Source organism: Streptomyces mayteni (genome assembly GCF_054783955.1).
The window spans coordinates 19,866-44,437 of the sequence record NZ_BAAGPR010000066.1 but is presented as its reverse complement, the minus strand read 5'-3'; the positions used below and the strand labels follow the sequence as shown (position 1 = coordinate 44,437).

At 73.5% G+C, this 24,572-nt stretch carries 28 protein-coding genes and 1 tRNA gene; 12 read left to right on the top strand and 17 right to left on the bottom strand.

The window, feature by feature from the left end:
• Positions 1 to 234 precede the first annotated feature (234 nt).
• Together ACYVPE_RS25665 and ACYVPE_RS25660 are read right to left on the bottom strand one after the other, a co-directional pair.
• Complete coding sequence (locus ACYVPE_RS25665) at positions 235 to 828, bottom strand: TMEM165/GDT1 family protein (protein ID WP_461036078.1); 594 nt, start codon at positions 826 to 828, stop codon at positions 235 to 237.
• A gap of 250 nt (positions 829 to 1,078) precedes the next feature.
• Positions 1,079 to 1,639, bottom strand: a complete 561-nt coding sequence (locus ACYVPE_RS25660; protein WP_461036077.1) for a superoxide dismutase family protein — start codon at positions 1,637 to 1,639, stop codon at positions 1,079 to 1,081.
• A gap of 221 nt (positions 1,640 to 1,860) precedes the next feature.
• Here ACYVPE_RS25660 and ACYVPE_RS25655 point away from each other — a divergent pair, with 221 nt between their 5' ends.
• On the top strand, positions 1,861 to 2,529 hold the full coding sequence (locus ACYVPE_RS25655) for a DedA family protein (protein ID WP_461036076.1): 669 nt from the start codon (positions 1,861 to 1,863) through the stop codon (positions 2,527 to 2,529).
• Positions 2,530 to 2,633: 104 nt separating this feature from the next.
• Here the strand turns inward: ACYVPE_RS25655 and ACYVPE_RS25650 are convergent, their stop codons facing one another.
• The 6 genes from ACYVPE_RS25650 to ACYVPE_RS25625 all read right to left on the bottom strand — a co-directional run bounded on the left by ACYVPE_RS25650 (position 2,634) and on the right by ACYVPE_RS25625 (position 8,650).
• On the bottom strand, positions 2,634 to 3,428 hold the full coding sequence (locus ACYVPE_RS25650) for an SAM-dependent methyltransferase (protein ID WP_461036075.1): 795 nt from the start codon (positions 3,426 to 3,428) through the stop codon (positions 2,634 to 2,636).
• Between the two features lie 142 nt (positions 3,429 to 3,570).
• The gene (locus ACYVPE_RS25645; RefSeq protein ID WP_461036074.1) at positions 3,571 to 4,515 is read right to left on the bottom strand and encodes a 1-aminocyclopropane-1-carboxylate deaminase/D-cysteine desulfhydrase; all 945 of its coding nucleotides are present in this window, start codon (positions 4,513 to 4,515) and stop codon (positions 3,571 to 3,573) included.
• 45 nt (positions 4,516 to 4,560) lie between these two features.
• The gene (locus tag ACYVPE_RS25640) at positions 4,561 to 5,418 is read right to left on the bottom strand and encodes a carbohydrate ABC transporter permease (protein WP_461036073.1); all 858 of its coding nucleotides are present in this window, start codon (positions 5,416 to 5,418) and stop codon (positions 4,561 to 4,563) included.
• Positions 5,418 to 6,368, bottom strand: coding sequence for a carbohydrate ABC transporter permease (locus ACYVPE_RS25635; protein WP_461036072.1), 951 nt, complete (start codon positions 6,366 to 6,368; stop codon positions 5,418 to 5,420). The genes ACYVPE_RS25640 and ACYVPE_RS25635 overlap by 1 nt, the downstream gene beginning before the upstream one ends.
• Positions 6,365 to 7,645: an ABC transporter substrate-binding protein gene (locus ACYVPE_RS25630; RefSeq protein WP_461036071.1), complete on the bottom strand. Its 1,281-nt coding sequence runs from the start codon at positions 7,643 to 7,645 to the stop codon at positions 6,365 to 6,367. The genes ACYVPE_RS25635 and ACYVPE_RS25630 overlap by 4 nt, the downstream gene beginning before the upstream one ends.
• A gap of 15 nt (positions 7,646 to 7,660) precedes the next feature.
• Positions 7,661 to 8,650, bottom strand: coding sequence for a sugar phosphate isomerase/epimerase family protein (locus tag ACYVPE_RS25625; protein WP_461036070.1), 990 nt, complete (start codon positions 8,648 to 8,650; stop codon positions 7,661 to 7,663).
• 197 nt (positions 8,651 to 8,847) lie between these two features.
• Here ACYVPE_RS25625 and ACYVPE_RS25620 point away from each other — a divergent pair, with 197 nt between their 5' ends.
• The 6 genes from ACYVPE_RS25620 to ACYVPE_RS25595 all read left to right on the top strand — a co-directional run bounded on the left by ACYVPE_RS25620 (position 8,848) and on the right by ACYVPE_RS25595 (position 15,325).
• Complete coding sequence (locus ACYVPE_RS25620; RefSeq protein ID WP_461036069.1) at positions 8,848 to 9,729, top strand: transketolase; 882 nt, start codon at positions 8,848 to 8,850, stop codon at positions 9,727 to 9,729.
• On the top strand, positions 9,726 to 10,700 hold the full coding sequence (locus tag ACYVPE_RS25615) for a transketolase family protein (protein ID WP_461036068.1): 975 nt from the start codon (positions 9,726 to 9,728) through the stop codon (positions 10,698 to 10,700). The genes ACYVPE_RS25620 and ACYVPE_RS25615 overlap by 4 nt, the downstream gene beginning before the upstream one ends.
• Complete coding sequence (locus ACYVPE_RS25610) at positions 10,697 to 12,202, top strand: FGGY family carbohydrate kinase (protein ID WP_461036067.1); 1,506 nt, start codon at positions 10,697 to 10,699, stop codon at positions 12,200 to 12,202. The genes ACYVPE_RS25615 and ACYVPE_RS25610 overlap by 4 nt, the downstream gene beginning before the upstream one ends.
• Positions 12,199 to 13,242 (top strand): sugar-binding transcriptional regulator, encoded by a 1,044-nt coding sequence (locus ACYVPE_RS25605; RefSeq protein ID WP_461036066.1) that lies wholly within the window; start codon positions 12,199 to 12,201, stop codon positions 13,240 to 13,242. The genes ACYVPE_RS25610 and ACYVPE_RS25605 overlap by 4 nt, the downstream gene beginning before the upstream one ends.
• Positions 13,243 to 13,284: 42 nt before the next feature.
• Positions 13,285 to 14,859 carry an apiosidase-like domain-containing protein gene (locus ACYVPE_RS25600; protein WP_461036065.1) on the top strand — a complete coding sequence of 525 codons (1,575 nt, stop codon included), beginning with the start codon at positions 13,285 to 13,287 and terminating at the stop codon, positions 14,857 to 14,859.
• A 109-nt stretch (positions 14,860 to 14,968) separates the two neighbouring features.
• On the top strand, positions 14,969 to 15,325 hold the full coding sequence (locus ACYVPE_RS25595) for a DUF6233 domain-containing protein (protein ID WP_461036064.1): 357 nt from the start codon (positions 14,969 to 14,971) through the stop codon (positions 15,323 to 15,325).
• A 290-nt stretch (positions 15,326 to 15,615) separates the two neighbouring features.
• Here ACYVPE_RS25595 and ACYVPE_RS25590 read toward each other — a convergent pair whose 3' ends face one another.
• The 3 genes from ACYVPE_RS25590 to ACYVPE_RS25580 form a co-directional block, all read right to left on the bottom strand.
• The gene (locus ACYVPE_RS25590; RefSeq protein WP_461036063.1) at positions 15,616 to 16,110 is read right to left on the bottom strand and encodes a hypothetical protein; all 495 of its coding nucleotides are present in this window, start codon (positions 16,108 to 16,110) and stop codon (positions 15,616 to 15,618) included.
• Between the two features lie 44 nt (positions 16,111 to 16,154).
• On the bottom strand, positions 16,155 to 16,433 hold the full coding sequence (locus tag ACYVPE_RS25585) for a hypothetical protein (RefSeq protein WP_461036062.1): 279 nt from the start codon (positions 16,431 to 16,433) through the stop codon (positions 16,155 to 16,157).
• A gap of 240 nt (positions 16,434 to 16,673) precedes the next feature.
• Entirely contained in the window at positions 16,674 to 17,234 is a 561-nt protein-coding gene (locus ACYVPE_RS25580; RefSeq protein WP_461036061.1) for a hypothetical protein, read from the bottom strand.
• Positions 17,235 to 17,335: 101 nt separating this feature from the next.
• Here ACYVPE_RS25580 and ACYVPE_RS25575 point away from each other — a divergent pair, with 101 nt between their 5' ends.
• On the top strand, positions 17,336 to 18,118 hold the full coding sequence (locus tag ACYVPE_RS25575) for a maleylpyruvate isomerase family mycothiol-dependent enzyme (protein WP_461036060.1): 783 nt from the start codon (positions 17,336 to 17,338) through the stop codon (positions 18,116 to 18,118).
• A 78-nt stretch (positions 18,119 to 18,196) separates the two neighbouring features.
• Positions 18,197 to 18,403 carry a hypothetical protein gene (locus tag ACYVPE_RS25570; protein ID WP_461036059.1) on the top strand — a complete coding sequence of 69 codons (207 nt, stop codon included), beginning with the start codon at positions 18,197 to 18,199 and terminating at the stop codon, positions 18,401 to 18,403.
• Positions 18,404 to 18,413: 10 nt separating this feature from the next.
• Here the strand turns inward: ACYVPE_RS25570 and ACYVPE_RS25565 are convergent, their stop codons facing one another.
• Complete coding sequence (locus tag ACYVPE_RS25565) at positions 18,414 to 18,950, bottom strand: hypothetical protein (RefSeq protein ID WP_461036058.1); 537 nt, start codon at positions 18,948 to 18,950, stop codon at positions 18,414 to 18,416.
• Between the two features lie 198 nt (positions 18,951 to 19,148).
• Between ACYVPE_RS25565 and ACYVPE_RS25560 the strand changes: the two genes are divergently transcribed.
• Positions 19,149 to 19,868 (top strand): HAD family hydrolase, encoded by a 720-nt coding sequence (locus ACYVPE_RS25560; RefSeq protein ID WP_461036057.1) that lies wholly within the window; start codon positions 19,149 to 19,151, stop codon positions 19,866 to 19,868.
• A gap of 12 nt (positions 19,869 to 19,880) precedes the next feature.
• Here ACYVPE_RS25560 and ACYVPE_RS25555 read toward each other — a convergent pair whose 3' ends face one another.
• The 5 genes from ACYVPE_RS25555 to ACYVPE_RS25535 form a co-directional block, all read right to left on the bottom strand.
• Positions 19,881 to 20,015 (bottom strand): hypothetical protein, encoded by a 135-nt coding sequence (locus ACYVPE_RS25555; protein WP_461036056.1) that lies wholly within the window; start codon positions 20,013 to 20,015, stop codon positions 19,881 to 19,883.
• Positions 20,002 to 20,241, bottom strand: a complete 240-nt coding sequence (locus ACYVPE_RS25550) for a hypothetical protein (RefSeq protein WP_461036055.1) — start codon at positions 20,239 to 20,241, stop codon at positions 20,002 to 20,004. Before ACYVPE_RS25550 ends, ACYVPE_RS25555 begins: the two co-directional genes overlap by 14 nt.
• On the bottom strand, positions 20,238 to 20,519 hold the full coding sequence (locus ACYVPE_RS25545) for a hypothetical protein (RefSeq protein WP_461036054.1): 282 nt from the start codon (positions 20,517 to 20,519) through the stop codon (positions 20,238 to 20,240). The genes ACYVPE_RS25550 and ACYVPE_RS25545 overlap by 4 nt, the downstream gene beginning before the upstream one ends.
• Before the next feature lie 101 nt (positions 20,520 to 20,620).
• A complete protein-coding gene (locus ACYVPE_RS25540) occupies positions 20,621 to 21,799 on the bottom strand; it encodes a helix-turn-helix domain-containing protein (RefSeq protein WP_461036053.1) in 1,179 nt (392 codons plus the stop codon).
• Positions 21,800 to 21,985: 186 nt separating this feature from the next.
• Positions 21,986 to 22,057 (bottom strand) — tRNA-Val (locus ACYVPE_RS25535).
• Positions 22,058 to 22,259: 202 nt separating this feature from the next.
• Between ACYVPE_RS25535 and ACYVPE_RS25530 the strand changes: the two genes are divergently transcribed.
• Positions 22,260 to 23,099, top strand: coding sequence for a DUF4097 family beta strand repeat-containing protein (locus ACYVPE_RS25530; protein WP_461036052.1), 840 nt, complete (start codon positions 22,260 to 22,262; stop codon positions 23,097 to 23,099).
• Positions 23,100 to 23,198: 99 nt separating this feature from the next.
• Positions 23,199 to 24,503 carry a hypothetical protein gene (locus tag ACYVPE_RS25525; protein ID WP_461036079.1) on the top strand — a complete coding sequence of 435 codons (1,305 nt, stop codon included), beginning with the start codon at positions 23,199 to 23,201 and terminating at the stop codon, positions 24,501 to 24,503.
• Positions 24,504 to 24,572 lie beyond the last annotated feature (69 nt).

Genomic DNA, 24,572 nt, shown 5'->3' with positions numbered 1-24,572 from the left:
GCCCCGCCAGGGGCACGCGGGCCCGGCCCACGGCGGCTTCGCCGCCGGGCCGCTGCCGCGCAAGCCACCCGCGAGGGCGGGTGGGTGGGCGCGGCACGGCCGCAGGCCAGCCGCCCGCGCGCAGCGCGCACCACCCCCGCGCGGAGCGCGGGACAAAGGGCTCGTGGGGGCACCTCCCAGCGTTAGCTGGGGGAGGGTGGGGGAAACCAGCGGTCAGCGCCACCCCGCGCCGCGTCAGCCGGCGATGGCTTCGAAGAAGCTCCAGCCGGCCATCACCACCATCACGCCCGCCGCGATCTTCGTGATCAACGTCAACGGGACCCGCTTCAGCAGCGCCTGGCCGCCCAGGATGCCGAGGCCGGCCACGGCCCACAGCGCCAGGACCGCGCCGACGCCGACCGAGATGGGGTCGTCGTAGCGGGCGGCCAGGTTGGCGGTCATGATCTGGGTGAGGTCGCCGAACTCGGCGACCAGGATCAGCATGAAGCCGCTGCCCGCCACCTTCCAGAAGGAGGGGTCCTCCGGCTCCTTGACCTCGTCCTCCTCCTCGTCGTCCTTCTTCAGGGCCTCCCGCAGCAGCATCGCCGCGCCGGCCAGGAAGAGGACGCCCACCACGGCCTGGAGCGGGCGCTGTGGCAGCAGCGTGAGGACGCTGCCGGCGGCGACGGCGAGGATCACGTGGACCACGAAGGCCGCCGCGACGCCGGCGAAGACGTAGGAACCTCGGAAACGGGTGCCGAGCACCAGACCGGCCAGGGCGGTCTTGTCGGGCAGTTCGGCAAGGAAGATGATGCCGAACACGACGGCTGCGACGGCGAAACTGAACACGGCAATCCTCGAAACTCAGGCCACCGGGCCGGAGGATTCCGCGGGGAGGCGGAGACTTCGGCACGGCAGCGTCACATGACACTGCGGCCGAAGGTCTCGCTGGCGGATCACGGGCGACGCGTGAGGCGTCGGGTGTCCGCTCCGGGCGCCGGGCCCGCAACGTGATCGTTGGCGGGCCAGTATGTCGACGGTCCGGCGAAGAGCTACTCCCCTTCAGACTCGCCCACCCTACCCGAGACCCACCCGGGCGTCAGCCCTGGCCGAGGGCGGCGAACGGGACGGTGAGGCAGCCGGTGCGGTCGCCGGCCGTGCCGTCCTGGTGGGTGGGGTGCTCGTGCAGCACCACGGAGGCGGCCTCGCCTGGGCGGAAGAGCCAGTCGTGCCGGGAGGAGGCGTAGCCCGCGCCGTCGACGTCGGCGGTGAAGTCGAGCCAGACCTCGTTCTCGGCGCCGACCTCGCCTGGCAGGTTCTGGTAGTGACCGCCGGCGGCCGCCGGGTCGGCGCCGCAGGGGGCGACGTGGACGTGGGCGCCGTAGGTGTGGCCGGGGACCAGGCCGCGCGCCGACACCTCGACGGTCAGGGCGCCGTCGACGACGTACTCGGTGACGGTGAGGTGCGCGCCCGGCGGCACGAGGTCCTGGTCGTAGCTGACGGCCCTGGGCGGCGCGGCCGGGTCGTCGGCGACGGCGAACCGGGCTCCGGTGCGCAGCCAGTAGTCGTTCGCCGCGCCGGCGGCCGCCGCCTGGCCGGCCGTGGCCGTAGCCGTGATCAGGGCGGTGGTGAAGGCCACCGCGACGGTCGTCCTCGTCATCGTGTCGTCCGCTTCCTGTCGGTGGGCCGTCGCTCGACCGCCCCGCGGGGTTCACCCTGCCCAGGGTCGGGACGAGATGCCCGCCACACGCACCCGTGTACACCGAGTGGGTGACCCGGGCGTAGTCTTGGCGGCGGAACCGAGGTGTCCGGACGGCGCGTCACAGCCGGCGACCAGGTACACATCCACAGAGCACGTCATCAGGGGAAACGGGGAGCACGGTGCAGGAGACGTTGGGGGTGCTGCTCTACGCTCCGTGGATCTACGTTGTCGTCGCGGCGTCCATCATGCTGGACGTCTTCGTGCCGGTGCTGCCGAGTGGCGCGCTGGTGGTGACAGCGGCCACGGTGGCGGCCGGCACGGCCGCGGATGTCGCCGGCCTGCCCTCCCCCACCTCGAACCCCCACCTTCCGCAGCTCTTCCTGCTCGGCCTGTGCGCCATCACCGCGTCGTTCGTCGGCGATCTGCTGGCCTACGCGCTCGCGCTGCGCGGCGGGCGCCGGTTCGGTGGGGCGATAGCCCGCTCGCGCCGGCTGTCCGCGGCCCAGGAGCGGCTCGACGGGGCGCTGCGGCGCGGCGGCGGGCCGCTGGTGGTGCTGGCGCGCTTCGCGCCGGCCGGGCGCGCGGTGGTGAGCCTGGGCGCCGGCGTCTCGCGGCGGCGCAAGCGCGAGTTCCTGCCGTGGTCGGCGGTGGCCGCCGTGGTGTGGACGGTGTACAGCGTGGGGGTCGGCTACCTGGGCGGGCAGTTGCTCGGCGCCAGCTGGTTCAGCACCGGCCTCTCCGTGGCGGCGCTGCTGGCCGCCGGCGTGGTCGCCGCCCGGCTGCTGCGCCCGGCGCCCGAGCCGGTGCCGGTCCCGGTCTCGATGCCTGCGGAGCCCGGGCTCTCCTGACCTCTCGCATCCGAACTCCCCACGAGGAGGGGGCGCGGCCGATCCGGCCGCGCCCCCTCTTCCGTTCCTCCGTTCTTCCGTGCGCCGGGCGTCCGCGCCGGCGGTCAGCCGACCCGGGCGATGCCGCCGTACCAGGAGACGTCGGCGTGCCGGGGCCGCTCGGACTCGGGGACGGTGGCGCGCCAGTCGGAGACCACCTGGATGCCGGGGTCGATCAGCTCCGTGCCGTCGAAGAACTCGGCGAACCGCTCCTTGGTGCGCAGCGTGAGCGGCACGCCCTGGGAGCGGTAGGCGCGCTGGACGCCCATCGCCTCCTCGGGGGCGATGTCGGCGGTGGCGTGCGACAGGATGAGGTGGCTGCCGGCCGCCACGGTGTCGCGCAGGGTGCGGACGATGCCGGCCGGGTCCTCGTCGTCGCCGACGAAGTGCAGCACGGCGACGGCCAGCACGCCCACCGGCTGGTCGAAGTCGATCAGCGCGCGGGTCTTGTCGTGGTCGATGATCGACCGGGGGTCGCGGATGTCGCCCTGGATGACGGCGGTCCGCTCGTCCTTGGCGAGCAGCGCGCCGCCGTGCACCAGCACGATGGGGTCGTTGTCGACGTAGACGACGCGCGCGTCGGGCGCCACGGCCTGGGCGACCTGGTGCACGTTCTCCGCCGTGGGCAGCCCGGAGCCGAGGTCGAGGAACTGCCGGATGCCGGCCTCCCGTACCAGGTGGCGGACGCCCCGCCCGAGGAACTTGCGGTTCTCGCGGGCGGCGGTGCGCAGCATGGGGAACGGCGTCAGGGCCTTCTCCGCGGCTTCGCCGTCGACCACGTAGTGATCCTTGCCGCCCAGCAGATAGTCGTACATCCGCGCCGAGTGCGGTTGATCGGTGCGCAGGTCGATGTCTGCCACGCGTGTTCTCCACTCCGTAGGGTTTCGGTGCGAGACGAAAGGAATCGATCAGATGGATCAACTCGTCGCACACTAATCGGAGTTGAAATCGGCGTCAGCGGGCATCGGCATATTCAGGACGTTCAACGGCTGTCATGAGCCATCAATCGGCGGCCGGGCCCGGATCCGGTGGTCCGGTGACGACGAGGGTGACCCGGGTGCCGGGGGCAAGCGGCGCGGTGCCGGCCGTCGCGTAGACCCAGCGGAGCGCCTTGGCCACGTAGCGCCGCTCCACGGCCAGGCCGTGGCGGCCGGCGAAGTCGTCGGCGAAGGCGGCCAGCGAGGCCGGCACCCGGCCGTAGCCGCCGGCGTGGTGGGTGTGGTCGAGGCGCCAGTTGGGGAAGGCGCGGCCCCAGCCGGCCGCGTGCAGCGCGTCGATCTCGCGCTCCAGATAGCCCTCGCCGCCGGCGAGCGCCGCGACCCCCACCAGGCGCACGCCGGGTGGCGCGCCGGCCGCGAGGCCGGCGAGGGTGCCGCCGGTGCCCACCGCGCAGCAGACCACGTCGCGTCCGGTCGCGCCGAAGCCGGGGAGCTGGGCGGCCAGCTCGGTGGCGGTGGCGGCGCTGCCGCGCGCGGCCAGCCCGTTGGAGCCGCCCTCGGGAAGCAGCAGGCAGGGGCCGAAGCGGTCGGCGAGCTCGCGGCGGGTGGCGGGTTCTCCGAGGGTGGCGCGGAGCCGCCGGTAGTCGGCGCGGGTGACGAAGGCGAGCCGCATGCCGGCGGCCTCGGCGCGGGCCAGCGACCAGTTGCGGGGCGCGTCGGCCAGCTCGTGGCCCCGGATCACGCCGACGCTCGCGAGTCCCGAGCCGGCGGCCGCGGCGGCGAGGGCGCGGATGTGGTTGGAGTAGGCGCCGCCGAGGCTGAGCACCCGGCGGTGGCCGGCCTCGCGGGCGGCCGCCAGGTTGGGGGCGAGCTTCCGCCACTTGTTGCCCGGGACGGTCGGGTGCACGAGGTCGTCCCGCTTGAGCCAGAGCTCGACGCCCGCGTCGGCCAGCCGCTCGTCGGTCAGCTGGGTGAGCGGCGAGGGCAGCGCGGCGGGCGGGAGCGACATCCGTTCGATTGTATGAAATGCCGATCCCGCCGGTCGGGGCGCGCGTCAGCCCTTGATGGCGCCGGCCGTCAGGCCGCCCACGATCCAGCGCTGGAGGAGGGCGTAGAGCACGAGGATCGGCAGGACGGCGATCAGGATGCCGGCGCTGAGCCCGGTGTAGTCGGTGGAGAAGGCGCCGTTGAAGTTGAGCATGCCGAGCGGGATGGTGCTGTTCTCCGGGGAGCTGAGCATGATCAGCGCGATCAGCAGCTCGTTCCAGGTGGCGACGGTGTCGAGGATGGCGACCGTGACCAGCGCGGGCAGCGAGAGCGGCAGGATGAACTGCCAGAAGATCCGGAAGCTGCTGGCCCCGTCCACCCTGGCGGCCTCGATCAGCTCGTCGGGGATGCGCCGGAAGAACTGGTGCAGCACCAGGGTGGTGAAGGGGATGCCGAAGGCGAGGTAGGCCGGGAGCAGCCCCACCAGGGTGTCCGTGAGGTAGACGGACCTGAGCATGGTGAAGAGCGGGACGATCGCGATGTAGAGCGGAACGGTCAGTCCGAGAAAGACGAAGAACATCACCGATCGCCGGAAGCGCAGGTCGAGCTTGGCGAGCGCGTAGGCGAGCAGCGCCGAGACGGCCACGCCGAGCGGCACCTTGACGACGGTGATGAGCAGGCTGTTGCGGTAGGTGGTGGAGAAGTCGCCGACGTCCCAGGCGTTGCCGAAGTTGCCGAGGGTCCAGGAGTTCGGCCAGGAGATGGTCCCGGACGAGGCCAGGTCGGCGCCGGTGCGCAGCGCCGTGGTGACGAGCACCAGCAGCGGCCCGAACCAGAGCAGGGCGAGCAGGCCGAGGCCCAGGGTGAGGCCGACGGTGCGCGGGGTGAGGCGGGAGGCGAGGCGGGGGCCGGGGATCGTCGCCATCACGTGTCCTTGGTCTGGGAGAGCACATAGGGGATGCCGACGAACACGGCGACCAGCGTGATGACGACGGCGATCGCCGCGCCGTAGCCCGACTGGTAGTACTGGAAGACGTTGAAGTACATCCAGGTGCCGAGGACCTGGGTGGAGCGTCCGGGGCCGCCGTAGGTGAGGGCGTAGATCAGGTCGAAGACCTTGAACGACTCGATCAGCGAGAGCGCCAGCACGATGTGGTTGGTGGGGCGCAGCGCCGGCAGGGTCACGTGGCGGAAGCGCTGCCAGGCGGTGGCGCCGTCCATCGTGGCGGACTCGTAGAGCTCCTTGGGGATGGTCTGGAGGGCGGCCAGGTAGAGCAGCAGCGGGAAGCCGGTGCGCACCCAGACGGCGGGGACCATGGTGGCCCACAGCGCGGTGGAGTCGTCGCCGAGCCAGGCGCGGGTGAGGGAGTCGAGGCCGACGGCGCTCAGGGCCTCGTTGATCGCGCCGTCGGTGGGGTTGTAGAGCCAGCCCCAGATGGTGGCGACGGAGACCAGCGGCAGCACGGCGGGCGCGTAGAAGATCGTGCGGAGGAACGAACGGCCGAGCACCAGGCGGCTGTTGAGGGTCAGCGCCAGGGCGAGGCCGAGCAGCATGGGGAGCAGGATGGTGACCAGCGTCCACAGCAGGTTGTTGCGGACGGCGGTGCCGATCACCGGATCGTCGGCGAGGTGCCGGTAGTTGTCGAGGCCGACGTACTCCCGGTCCGGGGTGATGCCGTCCCAGGAGGTGAGGCTGAGGAGGACCGACTGGAGCGACGGGTAGACCAGGAAGCCGGTGTAGACGAGGAGCGCGGGGGCCGCGTAGGCCCAGGCGCTGAGCCGGCGGCGGCCGCCCGGGCGGCGCGGGGGTCGGGTGGCGCCGGGGCGCCGGGTCCCGGGCGCGCGGGCGGTCTCGGTCGGGACGGCGGTCGTCATCGGATCTCGCCCTCCTTCCAGGTGGTGACGGCGTCGCTCATCCGCGCCGCCGCGTCCCGTGGGGAGACGTCGCCCTGGGCGATGTCGCTCTGGATCTGGTAGTAGGCGTCGGACACGTCCTTGGGGAACGCCTGGTCCTGGATCACGTAGTGCGGGTGCCGGCGGCCGAGTTCGAGCCATCTGGCGTTGAGCGGGAGCTCGCCGGGGTCGGGGGTGACGCCCCGGACGGGGGTGCGGAAGCCGGCGAAGACCTCCTGGGCCGCGGGGGTGAGGAGGAAGTCGAAGAACCGGGCGGCGTTCTCGGCGTTGGGGGACGCCTTGGAGAGGAAGAAGCCCTCGGTCCAGCCCGAGGTGCGGACCACGTCGTGGCCGGTGGGGAGGACGAAGGTGTCGAAGAGCGCCGGGTCGAGCCCGGAGGCGACGTTGGTGTACTCCTGCCACTGGCCGGTGATCAGGAAGGCGCCGGTGCCCTGGGTGAGGTAGGAGTCGGCGATGTCGGGCTTGATGCCGAGGAAGCCGTCCGGCACCCACCCGCGTTCGACCCACTTCCGGAAGAGGCCGAAGGCGTCCCTGACCTCGGCGCGGTCCCAGTCCGCCTCGCCGGTCAGCAGCTGGTCGTGCAGTTCGGGGCCCGCGGTGATCTCCAGCAGGTACTCGAAGAGCCGCATCGGGTCCCAGCCGTAGACGCCGCCGGTGGCCAGCGGCACCACGCCGCTCGCCAGCAGCCGGTCGCAGGCGTCCTCCAACTCGTCGTAGCTGGCGGGGACGCCGGCCCCGGCGCGCTCGAAGAGGTCGGTGCGGTACCAGCAGCCGAGGTTGGCGATCACGCCAGGCAGGCCGTGCTTGTGGCCGTTGAACGTCATGTCGCCGACGGCGGCCGGGTTGAGCACGTCGTCCCAGCCGTAACGGGCGTAGTACGGGTCGAGGTTGGCTATCTGGCCGGCGTCGATGAAGGGGGCGGCTATCTGGCCGCCCCACATCATGAAGAGGTCGGGCGGCCTGGCGCCCAGGAGTTGGGTGCGGACCTTGTCGGGGAAGAGCGCCGCGCCGCTGCCCGGCAGGGTGTCGTGGCTGACGGTGATGCCGGACTCCGCGCGGAACGCCTCCAGGGCCTGGTCGAGCGGTGGGGCCTGGGTGGCGTCCAGATAGGTGAAGAGCGAGAGCCGGCCGGGCGACGCCTTGGGCCGGCCGCCGCCGCAGGCGGTCAGCGAGCCGGTCGTGCCGAGCGTCGCGGCCAGGGCGGCGGCGCCGAGGAACCGCCTGCGGTCCATGGTCATCGGGCGCCTCCGCCGTCAGCCGAACAGCGCCGTGCGAACGAGACGTTGGGCGGTCATGGCGTCGTGGGCGGCCTGGGCCGCCCGGAGTTCGTCGAGCGGCAGCCTGGCGGCGCGCTCCTCCAGGGTGCGGAGGGTGGCGACGGACTCGCGGACGGCGTCGCCCGGGTCCTCGCGGTAGGGGAAGAGGTCGAGCTTGACCGGGTGTTGCCAGCCGATCTCGCGGACGACGTGCAGGAACTCCAGCGTCTCCACGAGGTGCAGGGCGCCGGCGGTGAGGTCGTCGTCCCACTCGCGGTAGTTGTCGTCGACCTCGACGTCCACCAGGCGGCCCATCTCGTGGGCCAGGCTCAGGGCCTCGGCGGGGTTCTCCTTGGCGAACAGGGAGTGGCCGAAGTCCACGACGAGGCCGACGTTGTCCACGCCCATCCGCTCGATGGCGAGCAGGCTGGCGGCGGCGGTCGACCAGAAGAGCCGGTTGCGGGGCTCCTTGAGCTTGTACTCGATGGCGAAGGTGACGTCGGGGTGGTTGCGGGCGACGTCCCTGATGCCCTCGACGGCGTGCCGGCGGAGGGTGGGGTAGTCGACCTGGAAGGGGTAGTCGTAGCCGTCCTGGCCGGGCCAGAACTTGACGTAGCGGGCGCCGAGCGCGGCGGCGACGTCGACGGACTCCTCGGCGAGGTCGTGCACGGCCCGGCGGGTGGCGGCGTCGGCGCCGGTGAAGGAGCCGCTGCGGAACCGGCGGTCGTAGATGACCGGGGTGATGTTGGTGGCGACCAGGCCGTGCGCGTCGAGGGCGGCCCTGACGTCGGCGACGCTCACGCCCTCGTCGAAGGGGTAGTTGAGGTCGAGGCCCACCAGCTCGCCCGAGGCGGCGGCCAGCTCGATGGTCCTGAGGGTGCCGATCTCGGGGCCGTAGCCGTCGGTCGCGTAGCGGTCGATGATGCGGCCGAAGCTCCACATGCCGCCGGCGAAGGTACGGGAGGCTGAGGACGGTGCGGACGTCATTGGCGAACCCCTCTTGAATATTAATTCACTTGTTCGGTGTTTATGACGGTGGGGGGACCGTAGGACCGGCCGAAGCGACATGTCAAGACTGCTGCAGCAAGACTGTTGCACGAGGTCTTGACGGGGTGGGATGGCGTGGACCACCATCCGAGGCAGAGAAAATCAGATAGATATCGCTAGCGTGAATGGATATTCACATGCTGACCGCTGACCCCCCGGCCGCGGCCCGGTACCGCGCGCTCCGGCAGGCCACGCGCGACGGCGATCCGGCCGACGCCGCCGAGACGCTGCGGGCGATGTCCCGCGACGTCCGCAGGACCGTCGTCGAGATGATCGACCGCGCCCGGCTCGGCCACCTCGGCGGCGACCTGTCGGTGACCGACATCCTGGTGACGCTCTTCGGCGCCGTCCTCGACGTGGACCCCGAGGACCCCACCGCCCCAGGCCGCGACCGGTTGATCCTCAGCAAGGGGCACTGCGCCGCCGCCCTCTACGCCACGCTGGCCCGCTGCGGCTACTTCCCGCGCGCCGAGCTCGCCACCTTCATGGCCCCGCTCTCCGCCCTCAACGGCCACCCGAACCGCCGCAAGGTGCCGGGCGTCGAGAGCAACACGGGACCGCTCGGCCACGGCCTGCCGATCGCGGTCGGCTGCGCGCTGGCCGCCCGGCTGCGCGCCGAGCCGTGGCGCACCGTGGTGGTGCTCGGCGACGGCGAGCTCCAGGAGGGCAGCAACTGGGAGGCCGCCATGTCCGCCTCGCACTACGGGTTGGCGTCGCTGACCGCCGTGGTGGACCGCAACCGGCTCCAGCAGGGCGCCCGCACCGAGGAGACCAACGCGCTGGAGCCCCTTTCCGCCAAGTGGGCCGCGTTCGGCTGGGAGACCAGGGAGGTCGACGGCCACGACCACGGCGCGCTGCTCGCCGCGCTGCGCCCCACCGGCACCGACCGGCCGGTCGCGGTGATCGCCCACACCGTCAAGGGCAAGGGACTCTCGTTCGCCGAGGACCGGGTGGAGTGGCACCACAAGGTCCCGAACGAGGAGCAGGTCCGCGTCGCGTTCGAGGAGCTCGCCCGATGAGCACCGCGCCCGCCGCCCCCGAGGTCTTCGACTGCCGGGGGACCTTCGCCGAGGAACTGGCCGCCCTGGCCCGCGAGGACGACCGGGTGGTCGCCGTCTGCAACGACTCGGTCGGCTCGAGCAACCTGGTGGCCTTCCGCGGCGAGTTCCCCGACCGGCTGATCAACGTCGGCATCGCCGAACAGAACATGGTCGGCGTCGGCGCCGGGCTGGCCAACGGCGGCCTGGTGCCGTTCGTCTCGGCCGCCGGCCCCTTCCTCACAGGCCGCGCCCTGGAGCAGATCAAGGCCGACGTCGCCTACAGCGGCCACAAGGTGGTGCTCTGCGGCCAGAGCCCCGGCCTCGCCTACGGCGAACTCGGCCCCACCCACCACTCCGTCGAGGACCTGTCCTGGCTGCGCGCCGTCGACGGGCTGACCGTGCTGGTGCCCACCGACCGGGCCCAGACCAGGGCCGCCATCCGCTGGGCCCACGCCCACGAGGGCCCGAGCTATCTGCGGATTCCCCGTTTCAAGGTGCCCGACGTGATCCCCGCCGACGCGCCGTTCGCCCCCGACCGCCCCCTGGCGCTGCGGGACGGCACCGACGTGGCGGTGATCGCGGTCGGCACCGCGGTCTCCCGGGCGCTGGCCGCCGCCGAGGCGCTGGCCGCCGACGGCGTCTCGGCCCGCGTCGTCAACACCCCGTTCGTCGCGCCGCTCGACGCCGACGCGCTGCTGGCCGCCGTGGCCGGCGTCCGCGCCCTGGTCACCGTCGAGGAGGCCACGCTCAGCGGCGGCCTCGGCGCCGCCGTCGCCGCCCTGGTCGCCGAGCGCCGGCCGACGCCGATGCGGCTGCTCGGCGTCACCGGCTTCGCGCCCACCGGCGACACCGCCTTCCTGCTCGAACACTTCGGGCTCACCGCCGAGGGCATCCGCCGCGCCGCCCACGAGGCGCTGGCCACGGCCGCCGCCGAGGCGGGCCGACCATGACCGACCACGCGCCCCTGCTGCTCGCCGTCGACCAGGGCACCTCGGCCACCAAGGCCGTGCTGCTCGCCACCTCGGGCACGGTGCTCGGCACCGCCTCCGCGCCGCTGACCAGCGCCCATCCGCGGCCCGGCTGGGTCGAGCAGTCGGCGGACGAGGTGTGGGAGAGCGTGGTGGCGGCGATCCGCGCCTGCCTTGCCGGGCACGACCCGGCGCGGGTGGCGGGCGTCGCGCTGTCCACCCAGCGCGAGTCCTGCCTGCTGTGGGAGCGGGCCACCGGGCGGCCGCTCGGCCCGCTGCTCGGCTGGCAGGACCGGCGCACCGCCGACACCCACGCCCGGCTGCTCGCCGACGGCGCCGGGCCGCTGGTGCGAGCCCGCACCGGGCTGCCGCTCGACCCCATGTTCAGCGCCCTGAAGGCCGGTTGGCTGCTGGACGCGCACGACCCGACGCGGACGCGGTCCCGGCGCGGCGAACTCTGCCTGGGCACCGTCGACTCCTGGCTGCTGTGGCGGCTGAGCGGCGGCGCCGAGCACGTCGTCGAGGTCGGCAACGCCTCCCGCACCCAGCTCCTGAACGTCCACACCAGGGCCTGGGACGAGGAGTTGCTCGACCTGTTCGGGATCCCGGCCGCCGCCCTGCCGCGCGTGGTCCCCTCCACCGGCCCCTTCCCCGCGCTGCGCGGCCTCGACCCGCTGCCGGACGGCACCCCGGTCGCGGCCGTCCTCGGCGACTCGCACGCCGCGCTCCACGGCCACGGCGTCCGCGCCCCCGGGCAGGTCAAGGCCACCTACGGCACCGGCTCCTCCGTGATGGGCCTGACCACGGGGGGCGCCGTCGGCCGCGAGCTGTGCCTCACCGTCGCCTGGGACGACGGCGCCCCCGCCTACGCGCTGGAGGGCAACATCCGGTCCTCGGGCGCCACCCTGCGCTGGCTGGCCGGCCTGCTCGGCCTCGACGAGTCGGAACTGGCGGCCCGCGCCGCCGAGGACGCCGGCGGCGTCCACCTGGTCCCCGCCTTCGGCGGCCTGGCCGCCCCCTGGTGGGACAACGACGCCACCGGCCTGCTCACCGGCCTCACCCTCGGCACCGGGATCCCCCAACTCGCCAGAGCCGCCCTGGAGTCCATCGCCTTCCAGGTGGAGGACGTGATCGCCGCCATGGACCGCGCAGCCGGGCCCGTCTCGCTGGTGCTGGCCGACGGCGGCCCGGCCGGCAACGCCACGCTCATGCGACTCCAGGCCGACGTCTCGGGCCGCGCCGTGCGCCGCCCCCACACCGCGAACCTCTCCGCGCTCGGCGCCGCCCAACTCGCCGCCCGCGCCCTCGGACTGCCGGAACCACCGCCGCCCGCCGAGGCCGACCTCCACCCGCCACGCTCCACCGCCGAGACGCGGGCCGCGCTGCGGGCCGGCTGGCACGCGGCCGTCGCCCGCTCCCGCCGCCCCACCGGCGGCTCGGGCGGCCACTCCGGCGGCCCGGGCGAGGAGGTGTCGGGGCCATGAGCGACCAGCAACGGGCCACCGCGGGCTCCCGTAGGGTGCGGGACGTGTCCGAGCCTCCTCAGATTCCCGCCAACATGTCCGTCTCCAAACTGCGCCAGATAGTGCGCGTCGCGCGGATGTACCACGAGCGCGGGCTGCGGCAGACCCAGATCGCCGAACTGCTCGGCCTCACCCAGGCAGGCGTCTCCCGCATGCTCCGCACCGCCACCACCCTGGGCGTGGTCCGCACGGTGGTGGTGGCGCCGGCCGGCATCCACAGCGAACTCGAGGACGCCGTCGCCGAGCGCTACCGGCTCGCCGACGTCGTGATCGTGGACGGCGACGACCTGTTGGACGACCCGCCGAGCCTGATGCGGGCGTTGGGCGGCTCAGCCGCCGGCTATCTGGAGACGGCGTTCCTGGACGGCGACGTCATCGGCGTCTCCACCTGGAGCGAGACGCTGCTCGCCGCCGTCGACGCGATGCAGCCCGGGCCGCGGAAGGCCGCCGTCGCCGGCCGGGTCGTCCAGCTGATGGGCGGGGTCGGCGACGCGCACAGCCAGGTGCAGGCCACCCGCCTCACCGCCCGGCTCGCCGAACTGACCGGCACCGTCCCGCTGTTCGTCCGCGCCCCCGGCCTGGTGGGCTCGGCAGAGGCCAGGCTCTCGCTGCTGCGCGACCCCTCGGTGCTCGAAGTCGGCGAGGCCTGGCAGCAGTTGACGGCCGTGCTGGTCGGCATCGGCAGCCTGGAGCCGTCCCCGCTGCTGCGGCTCAGCGGCAACGCGGTGGCCGAGGAGGAGCTGACCAGGCTGCGCGGCCTCGGCGCGGTCGGCGACATCTGCCAGCGGTTCTTCGACGAGAACGGCGTGCACGTGGACGCCGGCCTCGGCGAGCGCACCGTCGGCGTCTCCGTCGACCAACTCCGCGGCGCGCCACGGCGGATCGCGGTCGCCGGCGGGCCCCGCAAGTACCCGGCGGTGCGCGGCGCGGTCCGCGGCCGGTGGATCACCTCGCTGGTGACCGACCTCTCCACCGCCCGCCGCCTGCTCGACGAACCCTGATCCCGTCCCACCAGCGGCAGTTGAGGAAGGACCCCCCGCACCGTGCAGACGACATCCCCGTGGCAGCGCGCCGAGATCACCCTGACCGCCGAGCGCGACCACCCGGCCGCCTACGCCGAGGTCGCGGTCTGGGCAGAGTTCGTCCACGACTCGGGCGCGACGCTGCGCCGCCCCGCCTTCTGGGACGGCGGCCGCACCTGGCGGATCCGCTTCACCTCCCCGCTGGCCGGCGGCGGTTGGCGCTGGCGCACCGAGGCCGACGTCGACGACCCCGGCCTCGCGGGACGCACCGGGGAGTTGGCCGTCTCCGAGGCGCTGGCCGTCTCCGAGGAGCCGACCGGCGAGAGCCCGTTCCGCCGGCACGGGTTCTGGCGGATGTCCCCCGGCGGGCGCAGCCTGGTGCACGCCGACGGCACCCTGGCGCTGCTGGTCGGCGACACCGCCTGGGGCCTGCCGTGGCGCGCGACCGAGGAGCAGGCGCGGGTCTACGCCGCCGACCGGGCCGGCAAGGGGTTCAACGCGGTGCTGCTGATGAGCGTACAGCCGGACATGGACGCGCGCGGCCCCCGGGACCGGACGGCGGACGAGGGCTTCGACGTGGCCTTCGAGGACCTGCGCGAGGGCCACCTCCGCGACCTCGTCCCGGCCTACTTCCAGCACCTCGACCGGCTGCTCGCGATCCTCGCCGAGCACGGCGTCGTCCCCGTGCTCCAGCCGGTCTTCCACGGCTTCGGCTGGAAGGGCCTGCGGGCGGCGGGCCCGGTGGTGGAGCCGGCCGAGTACGCCCGCTACTGCCGCTACCTGGTGGCCCGTTACGGCGCCGACCCGGTGGTCTACCTGGTCGGCGCGGACGGCAGCGGCCACGAGCCGGGCATCGAGGCGGGCGGCCGGGAGATCGAGGAGTGGGACGCCTACGGCCAGCCGTGCGGGATCCACTACCGCCCGCACTCCCGGGCCGACGCCCACCAGGACGCGCCCTGGCTGGACTTCCAGTGGTGCCAGACGGGCCACCGCGGCGAGCACGTGCCGGAGCGGGTCGCCGACATGTGGCGCAACGAGCCGGTGCGGGCGGTCGCCAACGGCGAGCCGACGTACGAGCACTCGGGCGCGCGCGGCAAGGGCGCGGGCTGGTGGCAGGGCCACGAGGCGTGGAGCAACCTGTGCGCCGGCGGCACGATGGGCGTGGTCTACGGCGCGGGCAGCCTGTGGCAGTGGGTACTGCGGCCCGAGGAGCCGGGCCACGAGCCGTTCTTCGTGGCGGACGGCGCGGGCTGGCGGGAGGCGCTTGACTTCGAGGGCTCCCGCTACGTCGGCCTCGTCTCCCGGATCCTGGCCGGGCTCCCCACCACCGACATGGCCCCGAGCTGGGACCTGACGCTGGCACCGCGCGGGCTGCTGGTGCCGGGCCGGCTCTACGTCAGCTACGCGGAACACGGCGGCGACCTGCGGATCGCGCCCTGGGCCGGCGAGTCGATACCGCTCCCCTACCGGGTGGTCGACCCACGCACCGGCGAGATCACCGCCACCGGCGTCCGGGCCACCGCCGACGCCCCCGTCCCCGACCCGGGCGGGGCACCCCGCGTCTACCTCTGCTGCGCCGACTGGTCGAACGGCTGACTCCCGACCTCGACGCCGCCCCCGACGCCGCCCCCGACGCCGAACGCGACCCCGATCCCGACGCCGCCCCGGGCGGACGGCGGTCGACCGAACACCTAGAATCGAACATGTGACCGAACTGCCGCCGGACGACCTGCCCAGCCTCCGGGCGCTCGCCGGCTGGCTCCAGGAGCGGCTGGTCGAGGTGCGCCAGGCGGTCGCCGACGCCGAGCGGGCGGCGGCCGCCGAGGCCGGCCGCCCGCGCTGGTGGGTGCGGTGGCAACGCCGCCCACCGGGCGCGCCCCGACGCGGCGTGCTGCACGAGGAGGGCTGCTGGCACCCCGGCACCCCCGACCTGGACACCGCCGCGCTCCACCGGCTCCTGGCCGAACACGGCCGCGGCATCACCCCCTGCGAGGTCTGCCGACCGGCCACGAAACTCTTCTCCCGGGACCTGTCACCCCCCTCCGACGCCCCGGGTCAGTGAGGTGAGAGCGGCGAGGAACCACCCACGGACGAGGAGCACCCCCTGTCCGTCGCCCACCTCGTCGTCACCGCCCTGGCCCGGGCCCGGCCTGGTGCGGTACGTCCTCGGCGCCGCGATCACCGTGGTCCGGGCCCGCTGGTACGCGCACGTCTCGCGTCGGCGCTCCCCGCGGGCCCGCGGCAGGTTGAGGCACACCCGGGTGACGACCGTCGTCGAGCAGGTGGTGGGCCACGGGCCACGTTCCGCACCGGTGCCCCGGGCGGGGCACCGGCCCTGCCGGAATTCCCGGGCTAGTTGACGGCGATGCCGATGACCTCGATCTCGTAGACGCTGCCGGGGCGTCCGACCTGGATCGTCGAGCCGGTTCTCGGCTCCTGGAAGCCGATGTCCGACAGCTCGACGCTGGCGGTGACGGTGCCACTGGTGACGGAGAGTTCGATGCCGGTGATCGCCTGCCCCGCCGTGGTGGAGCCGATCTGGATCTGGCCCCATTCGGTGCTGGAACACTGCCGCGCCTGCCAGCCGCTACGACTCAGGTGGGCCCGGGCGCAGAGGGTGCCGACTTCGGAGGCGCTGAGCTGGAGGGACTGGATGCTGAGGCCGGGCAGGCCGGCGGCGATCCCGTTGCACCACTCGTCGGGCTCCCACCCGACGCTTTCCACGTACGCCCGGTAGCAGATCCGAGGATCGGCCGCCGACTCGGCGGCGGCCGACGCCTGCGGGACGAGCGCCCCGCCGAGGGCGAGGGCGGTGGCGGAGAGGAGCACGGCCAGTCGCTTGAACACGGGAACCTCGATTCTGGAAATTCCTGGTAGGACGGCCGGTGGGCTCAGGTGTACTGGACGCTGCCGAGGCCCGTCAGATTGCGGCGCTCGTAGGCGGCGAAGGTGCCGATCCGCAGCCCGGTGCAGTCGGGGCCCACGTAGGCGATGACGGCCTGGTTGGTGCGGTTGTTCAACAGCCCTGGCACGCCGGCGAGCCCCACGTTGTGGCAGCCGCTCGCCGGGTTCAGCCGGTAGTAGGGCGGGATCTGAGCGTCGTGCGGGGTGTACTCGATCACGCCGAACGCCGCCTGGGCCTGGCCGGGGACGGCCAGGCCCACCAGCAACGCGGCGAAGGCCGAGGCGACGAGCGCGGCGCCGCGCCCTCGCCCTCGCCCTCGCCCTCGTCCACGTCCTCGCCCTCGTCCGACGCTCCCGGGTCTTTCAGCTCTCTCGGGTCTTGATCCGGGTCTGGATCTACGCATGGTGGTTCCTCTTCCTGTTCCTGGTTTGCCTGCCCATCCCAACTACCCGTCGGCCGACGGCGTCAGGCAGCCGAGAATCCGCCATCGGCGACGATCTCCGACTCAGGCCGCCGGCCTGGCGCCGTCGAGATGGCGGCGCGCCTCGGTGGTGAACGCCTCGACAGCCCGGGTCAGTTGGGCGTCCGTCCGCGGTTCGGCGCGGGGGTTGGTCACCAGGGTCCTGACCTCGTCCTCCAGGTCCTTCTTGTTGCGCGCGACGACCCGCATGTCCTCGGCGCAGTCGATGACGCGCCCGGCGAGGGCGCCGAGGTGCGCGGAACCTTCCAGGTGGACGATGGACGCGGCGGCCCGCAGCGGAGCCACCGAGACGCCTGCCCTGATCCGGAGGGCGTGCCGGACGAGTGTCTCGTTGCGCTCCTTGTCGAGCCAGCTGTCGACCTTCCCCGTGGCGGCTCGTGCCTCGGCCAGGCAGGCGTTCCAGGAGGCGCTGCTGACATAGGCGTTGGCGGCCAGCAGGAACGCGGTGTAGGCATCGCGCCGATGCTGGCGCCGGACGGCGTCCACGGCGCTACGGCCCTGGCTGCGGCCGGCCGCGTAGGAGGCGGCGGCGGTGAGGAGGGCGGTGGGAATGGATACGAACGCGGCTAACACGGCGGGATCCATGACGAACAATTGTCGTGGCCGAGCGGCCGGTTCGGCCACCCGTGGCCGGTCCTGGAAAACCGACGCGCGCGAGGAGGCCCGCGCCTCGTAGCCTGGCTGCCATGTCGCGCTGGAGCCTCGACCGCTACCGCACCGAAATCCTCACCCAGACCGACCTGTTGCGCGCCCTGACGCGTGGCGCGGATCCGGGCGTCCCCGTGCCCACCTGCCCCGAGTGGAACCTCGGCCAGCTGCTGCGGCACGTCGGCGGAGCCCACCGCTGGGTGGAGACCATCGTCCGCACCAGGGCCACCGACACCGTCTCCGACCACCTGGTCAACGACGTCTTCGGATACGACGACCGCGACCTGACCGTGGTCGACGCCTGGCTCGCCGACGGCGCGCGGCGCCTCGACGAGGCGCTGGCCGAGGCCGGCCCCGAGACCAGGGTGTGGACGGTGGTCCCGGACCAGCCCCTGGCGTTCTGGGCGCGGCGCATGCTGTTCGAGACGACCGTCCACCGCGCCGACGCGGCCTGGGCGCTGGGGCGCCGCTACGAGTTGGACGCGGCGGTGGCGCGCGACGGCGTCGACGAGTGGATGGGCTTCGGCACCGTCCCCGAGGCGTACGACCCCACCACCGACGAGCCGCTGCTCGGCCCCGGCCGCACCCTCCGCTTCCAGGCCACCGACCAGCCGGCCGACAGCTGGCTGGTCGACCTGACAGGCGACGCCCCCCGCTGGCTCCGCGCCGAGGGCCCGGCGGCCGTCACCGTCCACGGCCCGCTCGCCGACCTGCTGCTCCTCGTCTACGGCCGCCCCGTCATCGACCGCCTCGACGTCTCGGGCGACACCGCGCTCCTCGAACTGTGGCTCAGGCGAACGGGGTTCTGGCTCCACGAATGAGACACCGGCCCCGGGAACGGCCGCTGGCCGGTAGCGTTCGGTGCGGGAGCTGTGACACGGCAGGTGCGGAGGCGCGGGATGAGTGAGGCAGTGGACAGCGAGTGCTCCGGGCACCACCGGCAGTGCCAGGCGTGCAGCGGCTCGCAGATCGAGGTCCGGGAGACGCTGTACCTCTCGGGCGACGGCCACGCCCAGGGCGTCGCCGCGCCGCACTACTGCTGGCACTGCAAGGGCCGCGGCTACTCCTGCGCCGCCGAGGCGCCCTGCACCCCGCCCCACGAGTAACGGCCGCGCCTCAGCCCCGCTCCGACTTGGACAGCGCCTCGGTGATCAGCCGGGTGGCGAAGTCGCGGTCGTCGGAGATCCGGTTGATGCGCTCGGCGAGCAGGACGGCCGTGGCCTCCAGGGGATTCAACTCGGCCTCGGTCCACCGCCCGTACTGCGCACGCCACAGGTTGGGGCTCAGCCCGGTGGCCGCGGCGACGAGCAGCCCGACCATGGTGGGGATGGTCTCGGGGCGGAAGGTCCTCGGCATCATCCGCATCGTGGCCACCTGGCTCGGCACCACGTACTCGATGACGTCCTGGTCGTGGTCCTCGCAGGCCAGCCGCAGCCACTTCATGAACATGTAGATGATCGTGCAGGCACCGTCCAGCACCTCGTCGATCCCCCTGGGGCCCAGGGTCGCGGCGAACTGCTCGACCATGCGCTGCTGTTCGGGGTCGGCCTCCGTCTTGCTGTCGTAGAGGGCCCTGAGCTGGGAGTCGATCATCATGAGCGCCGCGCCCACGTCGCCGACGGGCGCGTGTTCGGGGTCACAGGGCGATGACATGGGGCGCCTCCTCGTTCGGCCACGGCGGGTGCGCGGCATGCCAGCACGCTAGACCGCCGACCGGCCGAGGGTCCGGCGAATCCCGACGTACCCCCCGTTGGTGGCTACCACCCTCACCGGGTCGACGCCGCCGGCCGGTTCGCGGACCGCGGGCGACAACTCGGCCCCGATCGCCCAGGACGCCCTTATGGTGTCCGGGTGATCAGATCCGTGGTGCTGGACATCGGCGAGACCCTGACCCGCGACGACCGGTACTGGGCGTCGTGGGCCGACTGGTTCGGGGTGCCGAGGCACACGCTGTCGGCCCTGGTCGGCGTGGTCGTGTCGCAGGGCCGGGACAACGCGGACGCGATCAGGCTGCTGCGCCCGGGAGTCGACCTCGCGGCCGAGTACGCGGCCCGCGAGGCGGCCGGCCGCGGCGAGGTGTTGGGCGAGGGCGACCTGTACGAGGACGTGCGGCCCGCGCTGTCCGCGCTACGAGATCTCGGGGTGCGTGTGGCGGTGGCCGGCAACCAGACGTCACGCGCCGGGGAGTTGCTGCGGGCGCTCGACCTCCCCGCGGACGCGGTCACCGTGTCCGGCGACTGGGGCGTGGCCAAGCCGGCCGCGGACTTCTTCCACCGCGTCGTCACCCTGGGTACGGCCCAGCCGGACGAGATCGTGTACGTCGGCGACCATCCCGCCAACGACATCTTCCCCGCACGGGACTTCGGGCTGCGGACCGCACATCTGCGGCGCGGCCCGTGGGGGTATCTGTGGGCGGACGACCCGGAGGTGCGTGCGGCGGCGGACTGGAGCGTCGACGGTCTCGCCGAGTTGGTGGACGTGGTGGTGCGGGAGAACGAGAGCGGCCTCGTGCCCGGCGGGCCCCCGCTCCCCGAGGAGGAGGACTCGCCGGCAGCCACACCATCGCCATGACGTGGACGGCGGTCACCGGAGGACGGCCTGGGGCAGCAGGGCCGCGAACCAGCCGGCGACGAAGGCGGCGGCGAGAAGCCAGCCCACGGTTCCCGCGGCGAGCCGCACCGGACGCCGGACGCCGCGGTGCGCGCTATGCCTCGGCATCGGCCACCGCCACCAGGGCCTCGGGCCGGGTCTTCCACTCCCAGCCGGAGCCGTCGACCGGCCGGACGTGCGCCTCGGCCGCGACGACCCGGCCGGAGCCGTTCGCGACGAACTCCAGCACGCCGTCCAGCTTCCCGACTCGACCCGTGGTCGGGTCGGTTACCAGGTGGCCCATCAGCGCGTGCCCGGCCCACCGCGTCCGGGTCCCCGGGACCTCGACGCTCACCGCGCGGCCGCCCTTCCGGGGCGCCACGTGCAGTCGGGGGCGTGGTCGTCGTCCGCGACGATGTCATGCCGGCAGTACCGGCAGGTGACCGGCTCCGCGAGGTCGACGGGCCCTTCCAGGCCGGTCACCAGGGTGACGTCGGTGTCGGGCTCGAAGAGGCGGGCGAGAACGGCGCGCGCAACCGAGACGAGCGCGCCCCACCACTGGACAGTCGGTATGGCCCGGGCTCCAGTGCGCGGGGGCGGGATCCACTCAGTGGGTGGGGACGCGGTCGTCATGGTCGGCTCCTGTTGGGAGGTTGCGACACATGACGCTATGCAAGCGGCCCGTTACCCATCAATGGCCGTTTGTGGCAGCCCGATCCCGAACTGCCACACCGTCACATCGGCAGCTTTATGGCGTCGGCCAGCTGCCGCATCTCCGGTGTGAGTGTCCGGCGCCGGGCGATCACCCGCCCCATGATGTCTTGCGCGTACCGCTGGTTCGGCAGCCACTGCGGAGAGTCCCGCAGGATCTCCTGCAACTTCTGCACTGCCTCCGGGTACTGCCGCATCCTCGCGTGCGCATCCGCGACATCGAGCAGGTGCCGATTCCGGTTATTCGAGGTCGGCCGAAGGCCACCCGCCGGGACCTTGCCCGCGAGTTGCAGCACGCGATCCGGCTTGTCGACGACCATGGCGTTCTCGGCGCTCTTCATCGCCACCGTCGCAGGCCCGAACGTCCGCAGGAAATCGGCCCGTGGCTGGTGCTCTCGGCCCATGCCCACAGCCGCCGCGCGCGCCCACCTCAGTGCGTCCTCTGCCTCTTCCTTGCGGTTGTCGCGCACCGCTGCCGCCGATACCCGTAGCAGCATCCACCCCCAGGCTGACAGCTCACCCAGAGTCGCCCGTGAGGGCCGGCGCGGCTCAGTCTCATCGGCCCATCTGGTTGCCAGCTCCCGCGCCTCGGCCAACCGCCCGGTCCGCAGCAGTAGCCACGACTGGGAGTTGACCACTGCGGCCCCGTCCAACCGGTCCTCCGCGGCGGCCAGCGCGCGGTCCAAGACCTCCGATGCGGTCTCGAACTGGCGGGTCTGCACCATCAGCCAGCCGGTGAGCTGCAGCAAGCGGGCCTGGAGTCGACGGCCACGCTCGTCCAGTGCGGCTACGGTGTCGATGTCTCGGATGAGCGCGGGCAGCAGCGCGCCGAGCTCTGCGAAGCTGTCGCTGGAGAAGAGCGGCATGGCCGCGTCCAGGGCCTCCCCGACGCCAGCCACGGTGGGTTCCTCAGCGATGTCACCGGGATAGGTTCCGGCGAGCGCGCGTCTGACGGGCGCCCATCGGTCTACGGTTGCGGCGTCCGCGCCCGGCTCCACGTTCTCAGCCACGAGGGCGCTGGTCGGTACGTGTAGTGCGGCCGCCAGCTTCCGCACCGTCTCCAGCCTGGTGGACTGCCGTTCCCCCTGCTCCAGCTTCTTGACCAGGGAGTAGGAGACGCCGGCTCGCTTGGCGAGGTCGCTCTGGGACAGGCCGCGGCGCTTGCGCGTGTCGCGTAGCCTGTCGCCGATGAAGGCAGACATGGCAAGCTGACTCCGTTCTGACTCGACACCAGGACGGTACCCCCGGGCGCCGCCCGGGGAACAGTGAACGGCCCCTCCCGCGGCAGCGGGAGGGGCCGTTGAGCGTCCCGGGAGCCGGGGGCGTCCAGGGCGGCAGCGCGTCGTCGCCGACGCGAGCGGGGTGATCGGCGATCTCAGGCCCGCGGGTGGGTGCAGACGGGTTCGAACCGCCGACATCCGCCTTGTAAGGGCGGCGCTCTACCGCTGAGCTATGCACCCGGGGATTGAGGGAACAGCCTACATGGCCCCCGCCGCGCCGCCGCAAACGTCGGCGCTGGAGGGAACAGGTGGGGACAGCCCCACCCCGGAGCCGGTGGGTCGCCGGATTCCGGGGCGGTGGGCGGGACTTCTAGCGTCGGAGGCGTCGACACGAACCGCGCCCCGCCGGACCCGGCGAGGGGGCAGAGACCGGAGAAGACCCATGATCCGAAGCACCGCCGCCGTCCGTCGCGCCTCGCTTGCCGCCCTCGTCGTGCTGGCGGCCGGCGCCGCCCTGAGCGGCTGCGTGGTGCGGGAGACGCACGACGGCACGCCCGAGGAGCAGGCGTTCGCGCTGGCGGGCGAGACGCTGACCGTCGACTCCGACAACAGCCGGATCGTGCTGGTGCCCGACGACTCGCTGACCGGCGAGGTCGCGGTGACCCGCACCTTCGAGGCGCGGCGGGTGACCGGCACCACCGGCATCGAGTGGTCGATGGCGGACGACACGCTACGGCTCCGCGTCGTCTGCCGGGGCTTCGTCGTGGAGTGCGACGCCCGGCACGAGATACGAGTGCCGGCCGGGGTCGCGGTGACCGTCGAGGGGCGGAACGGCGCCGTGGAGGCGGACGGCTTCGCCGCGCCGCTCGACCTCGCCACCCACAACGGCGGCATCACCGTGCGGGACTCCTCGGCGCCGGTCGTCCTCGACACCAGGAACGGCGGGATCACCCTGGAGGACGTCTCGGCGCCGCTCTCCCTGGAGTCCAGGAACGGCCGGATCGAGGGCACCGGGCTCAGCTCGTCCGAGATCACCGCGCGGACCCACGACGGGGGCCTCTCGCTGAGCCTGGACGCCGCGCCCGAGCGGATCGAGACCGTCTCGGACAACGGCGGCACCACCGTCGAGGTCCCGGACGACGGCACGGCGTACCGGGTCGAGACCGAGACCCACAACGGCGACGTCGACGTCGACGTGCCCCGGGACGACGCGGCCGCCGCGCCCGTCATCGACGCGCGCAGCCGGAACGGCGAGATCATCCTGCGCACCGACTCCCGCTGACCCGCCTCCCGAGTGGGACAATGGCCCTCACACGTATCGGCCGGGCGACGGCGGGGAGAGGGAGACGTGAGGGCGAGGCGTTCCAGGAGTCATCTCGGGCTGTCCGTGACGTTGCCCCTGCTGCTCCTCGGGGCGCTGCCTGCCGCCTTCGGCGGCGGCGGCGGGGGCGGGAGCTACCGGCCGTGGCGGCGGATGCGGGTGGAGGATCTGCGGGCCGCCGCCCAGGAGGCCAGGGACGGGGCGGCCGCCGCGTTCTACGACCTCGACATGGCGCAGCGGGACCTGGAGATCGCGCTTCAGACCATCGGCGCCGCGGACGACTCGCCGGCGGCGGCCAGGGCCGCCGCCGACTTCGCCGCCTTCGGCGAGCGCATCGACCAGGTGAGCCAGCACTACATCGCCACCGTCGACGCCCACGACCTGGACGCCGAGGGCCTGGACGCCAGCACCGCCGACCGGGCGCGGGCCGCGCTGCTGGTGGCGCAGGGCGAGCTGCAGAAGGTGAAGGCCGAGCTCGACGGGTTCGCCGCCCGGCTGGCGCCGCTCCAGGAGCGGGCCGCCTCCCAGCTGGCGCTGGTCGCGCCGGCCGTGGAGCGCGCCAAGGAGGCGCTGCGCACGGCCTCCGCCGCGCTGGACGAGGCGCGCGCCGCGGGTCTTGGCGCCGACGAGCTGGCGGCGTCGCTCGCGGCGCTGGCGCCCGAGCTGCGGCTGCTCAACGAGGGCGCCGGCCGGCACGGGATCAAGCCCACCATCCGCCGTGCCGAGGACGTCCGCCGGCGGGCCGGCGCGATCGCCGCCGAGGCGGCCAGGCTGCCGACGCTGGCCGCCGAGATCGACCGCCGGCTCTCCTCGCTGCGCACCCGTGCCGAGGCGATCACCACCAGGGCCAGCAAGGTGGAGCCGGTGCTGAGCGAGCTGCGGCGCCGGTTCACCGCGGCCTGCTGGCAGGATCTGCGGGGCGTGGCCGAGCGGGCCGAGGACGCGACGCGTCGGGCCGGCGAGATGTTGACCGAGGCGCGCCGGGCCAGGGACGAGCAGCGGTTCGACGCCGCCACGGCCACGCTGACGAGCGTGCAGGCGCTGCTCGGCACGACCGACGAGTCGGTGTCGGCCGCCGGCGACCGGTTGCGCCGGCTGAACGAGGTGTCGTCGGCCCCGGCGCGGGAGATCGAGCGGACGCGCTTCGTGATCAGGGACGCGCAGCGGCTCGCGATGGCGGGCCGGTCGATCCCCGAGCCGCGGCACGCGCGGCCGCTCGACGCCGCCGTGGCCCGGCTCGACCGGGCGGTGGCCGAGCTCGAGGCCGGCGGGCGCCACCCGGACTACTGGCGGTTCCTGACCGAGGCCGAGGCCGTGCGGGGCGCGGTGGCCGCCGTGGTGGAGGAGATCAGGGCCGGCCGCTGAGGCGGGCCACGGGCGGGATTGGGGGCGGGCGCCCCGGGTACTCGGCGACTCCTGTCGTCTCGGGAGCGA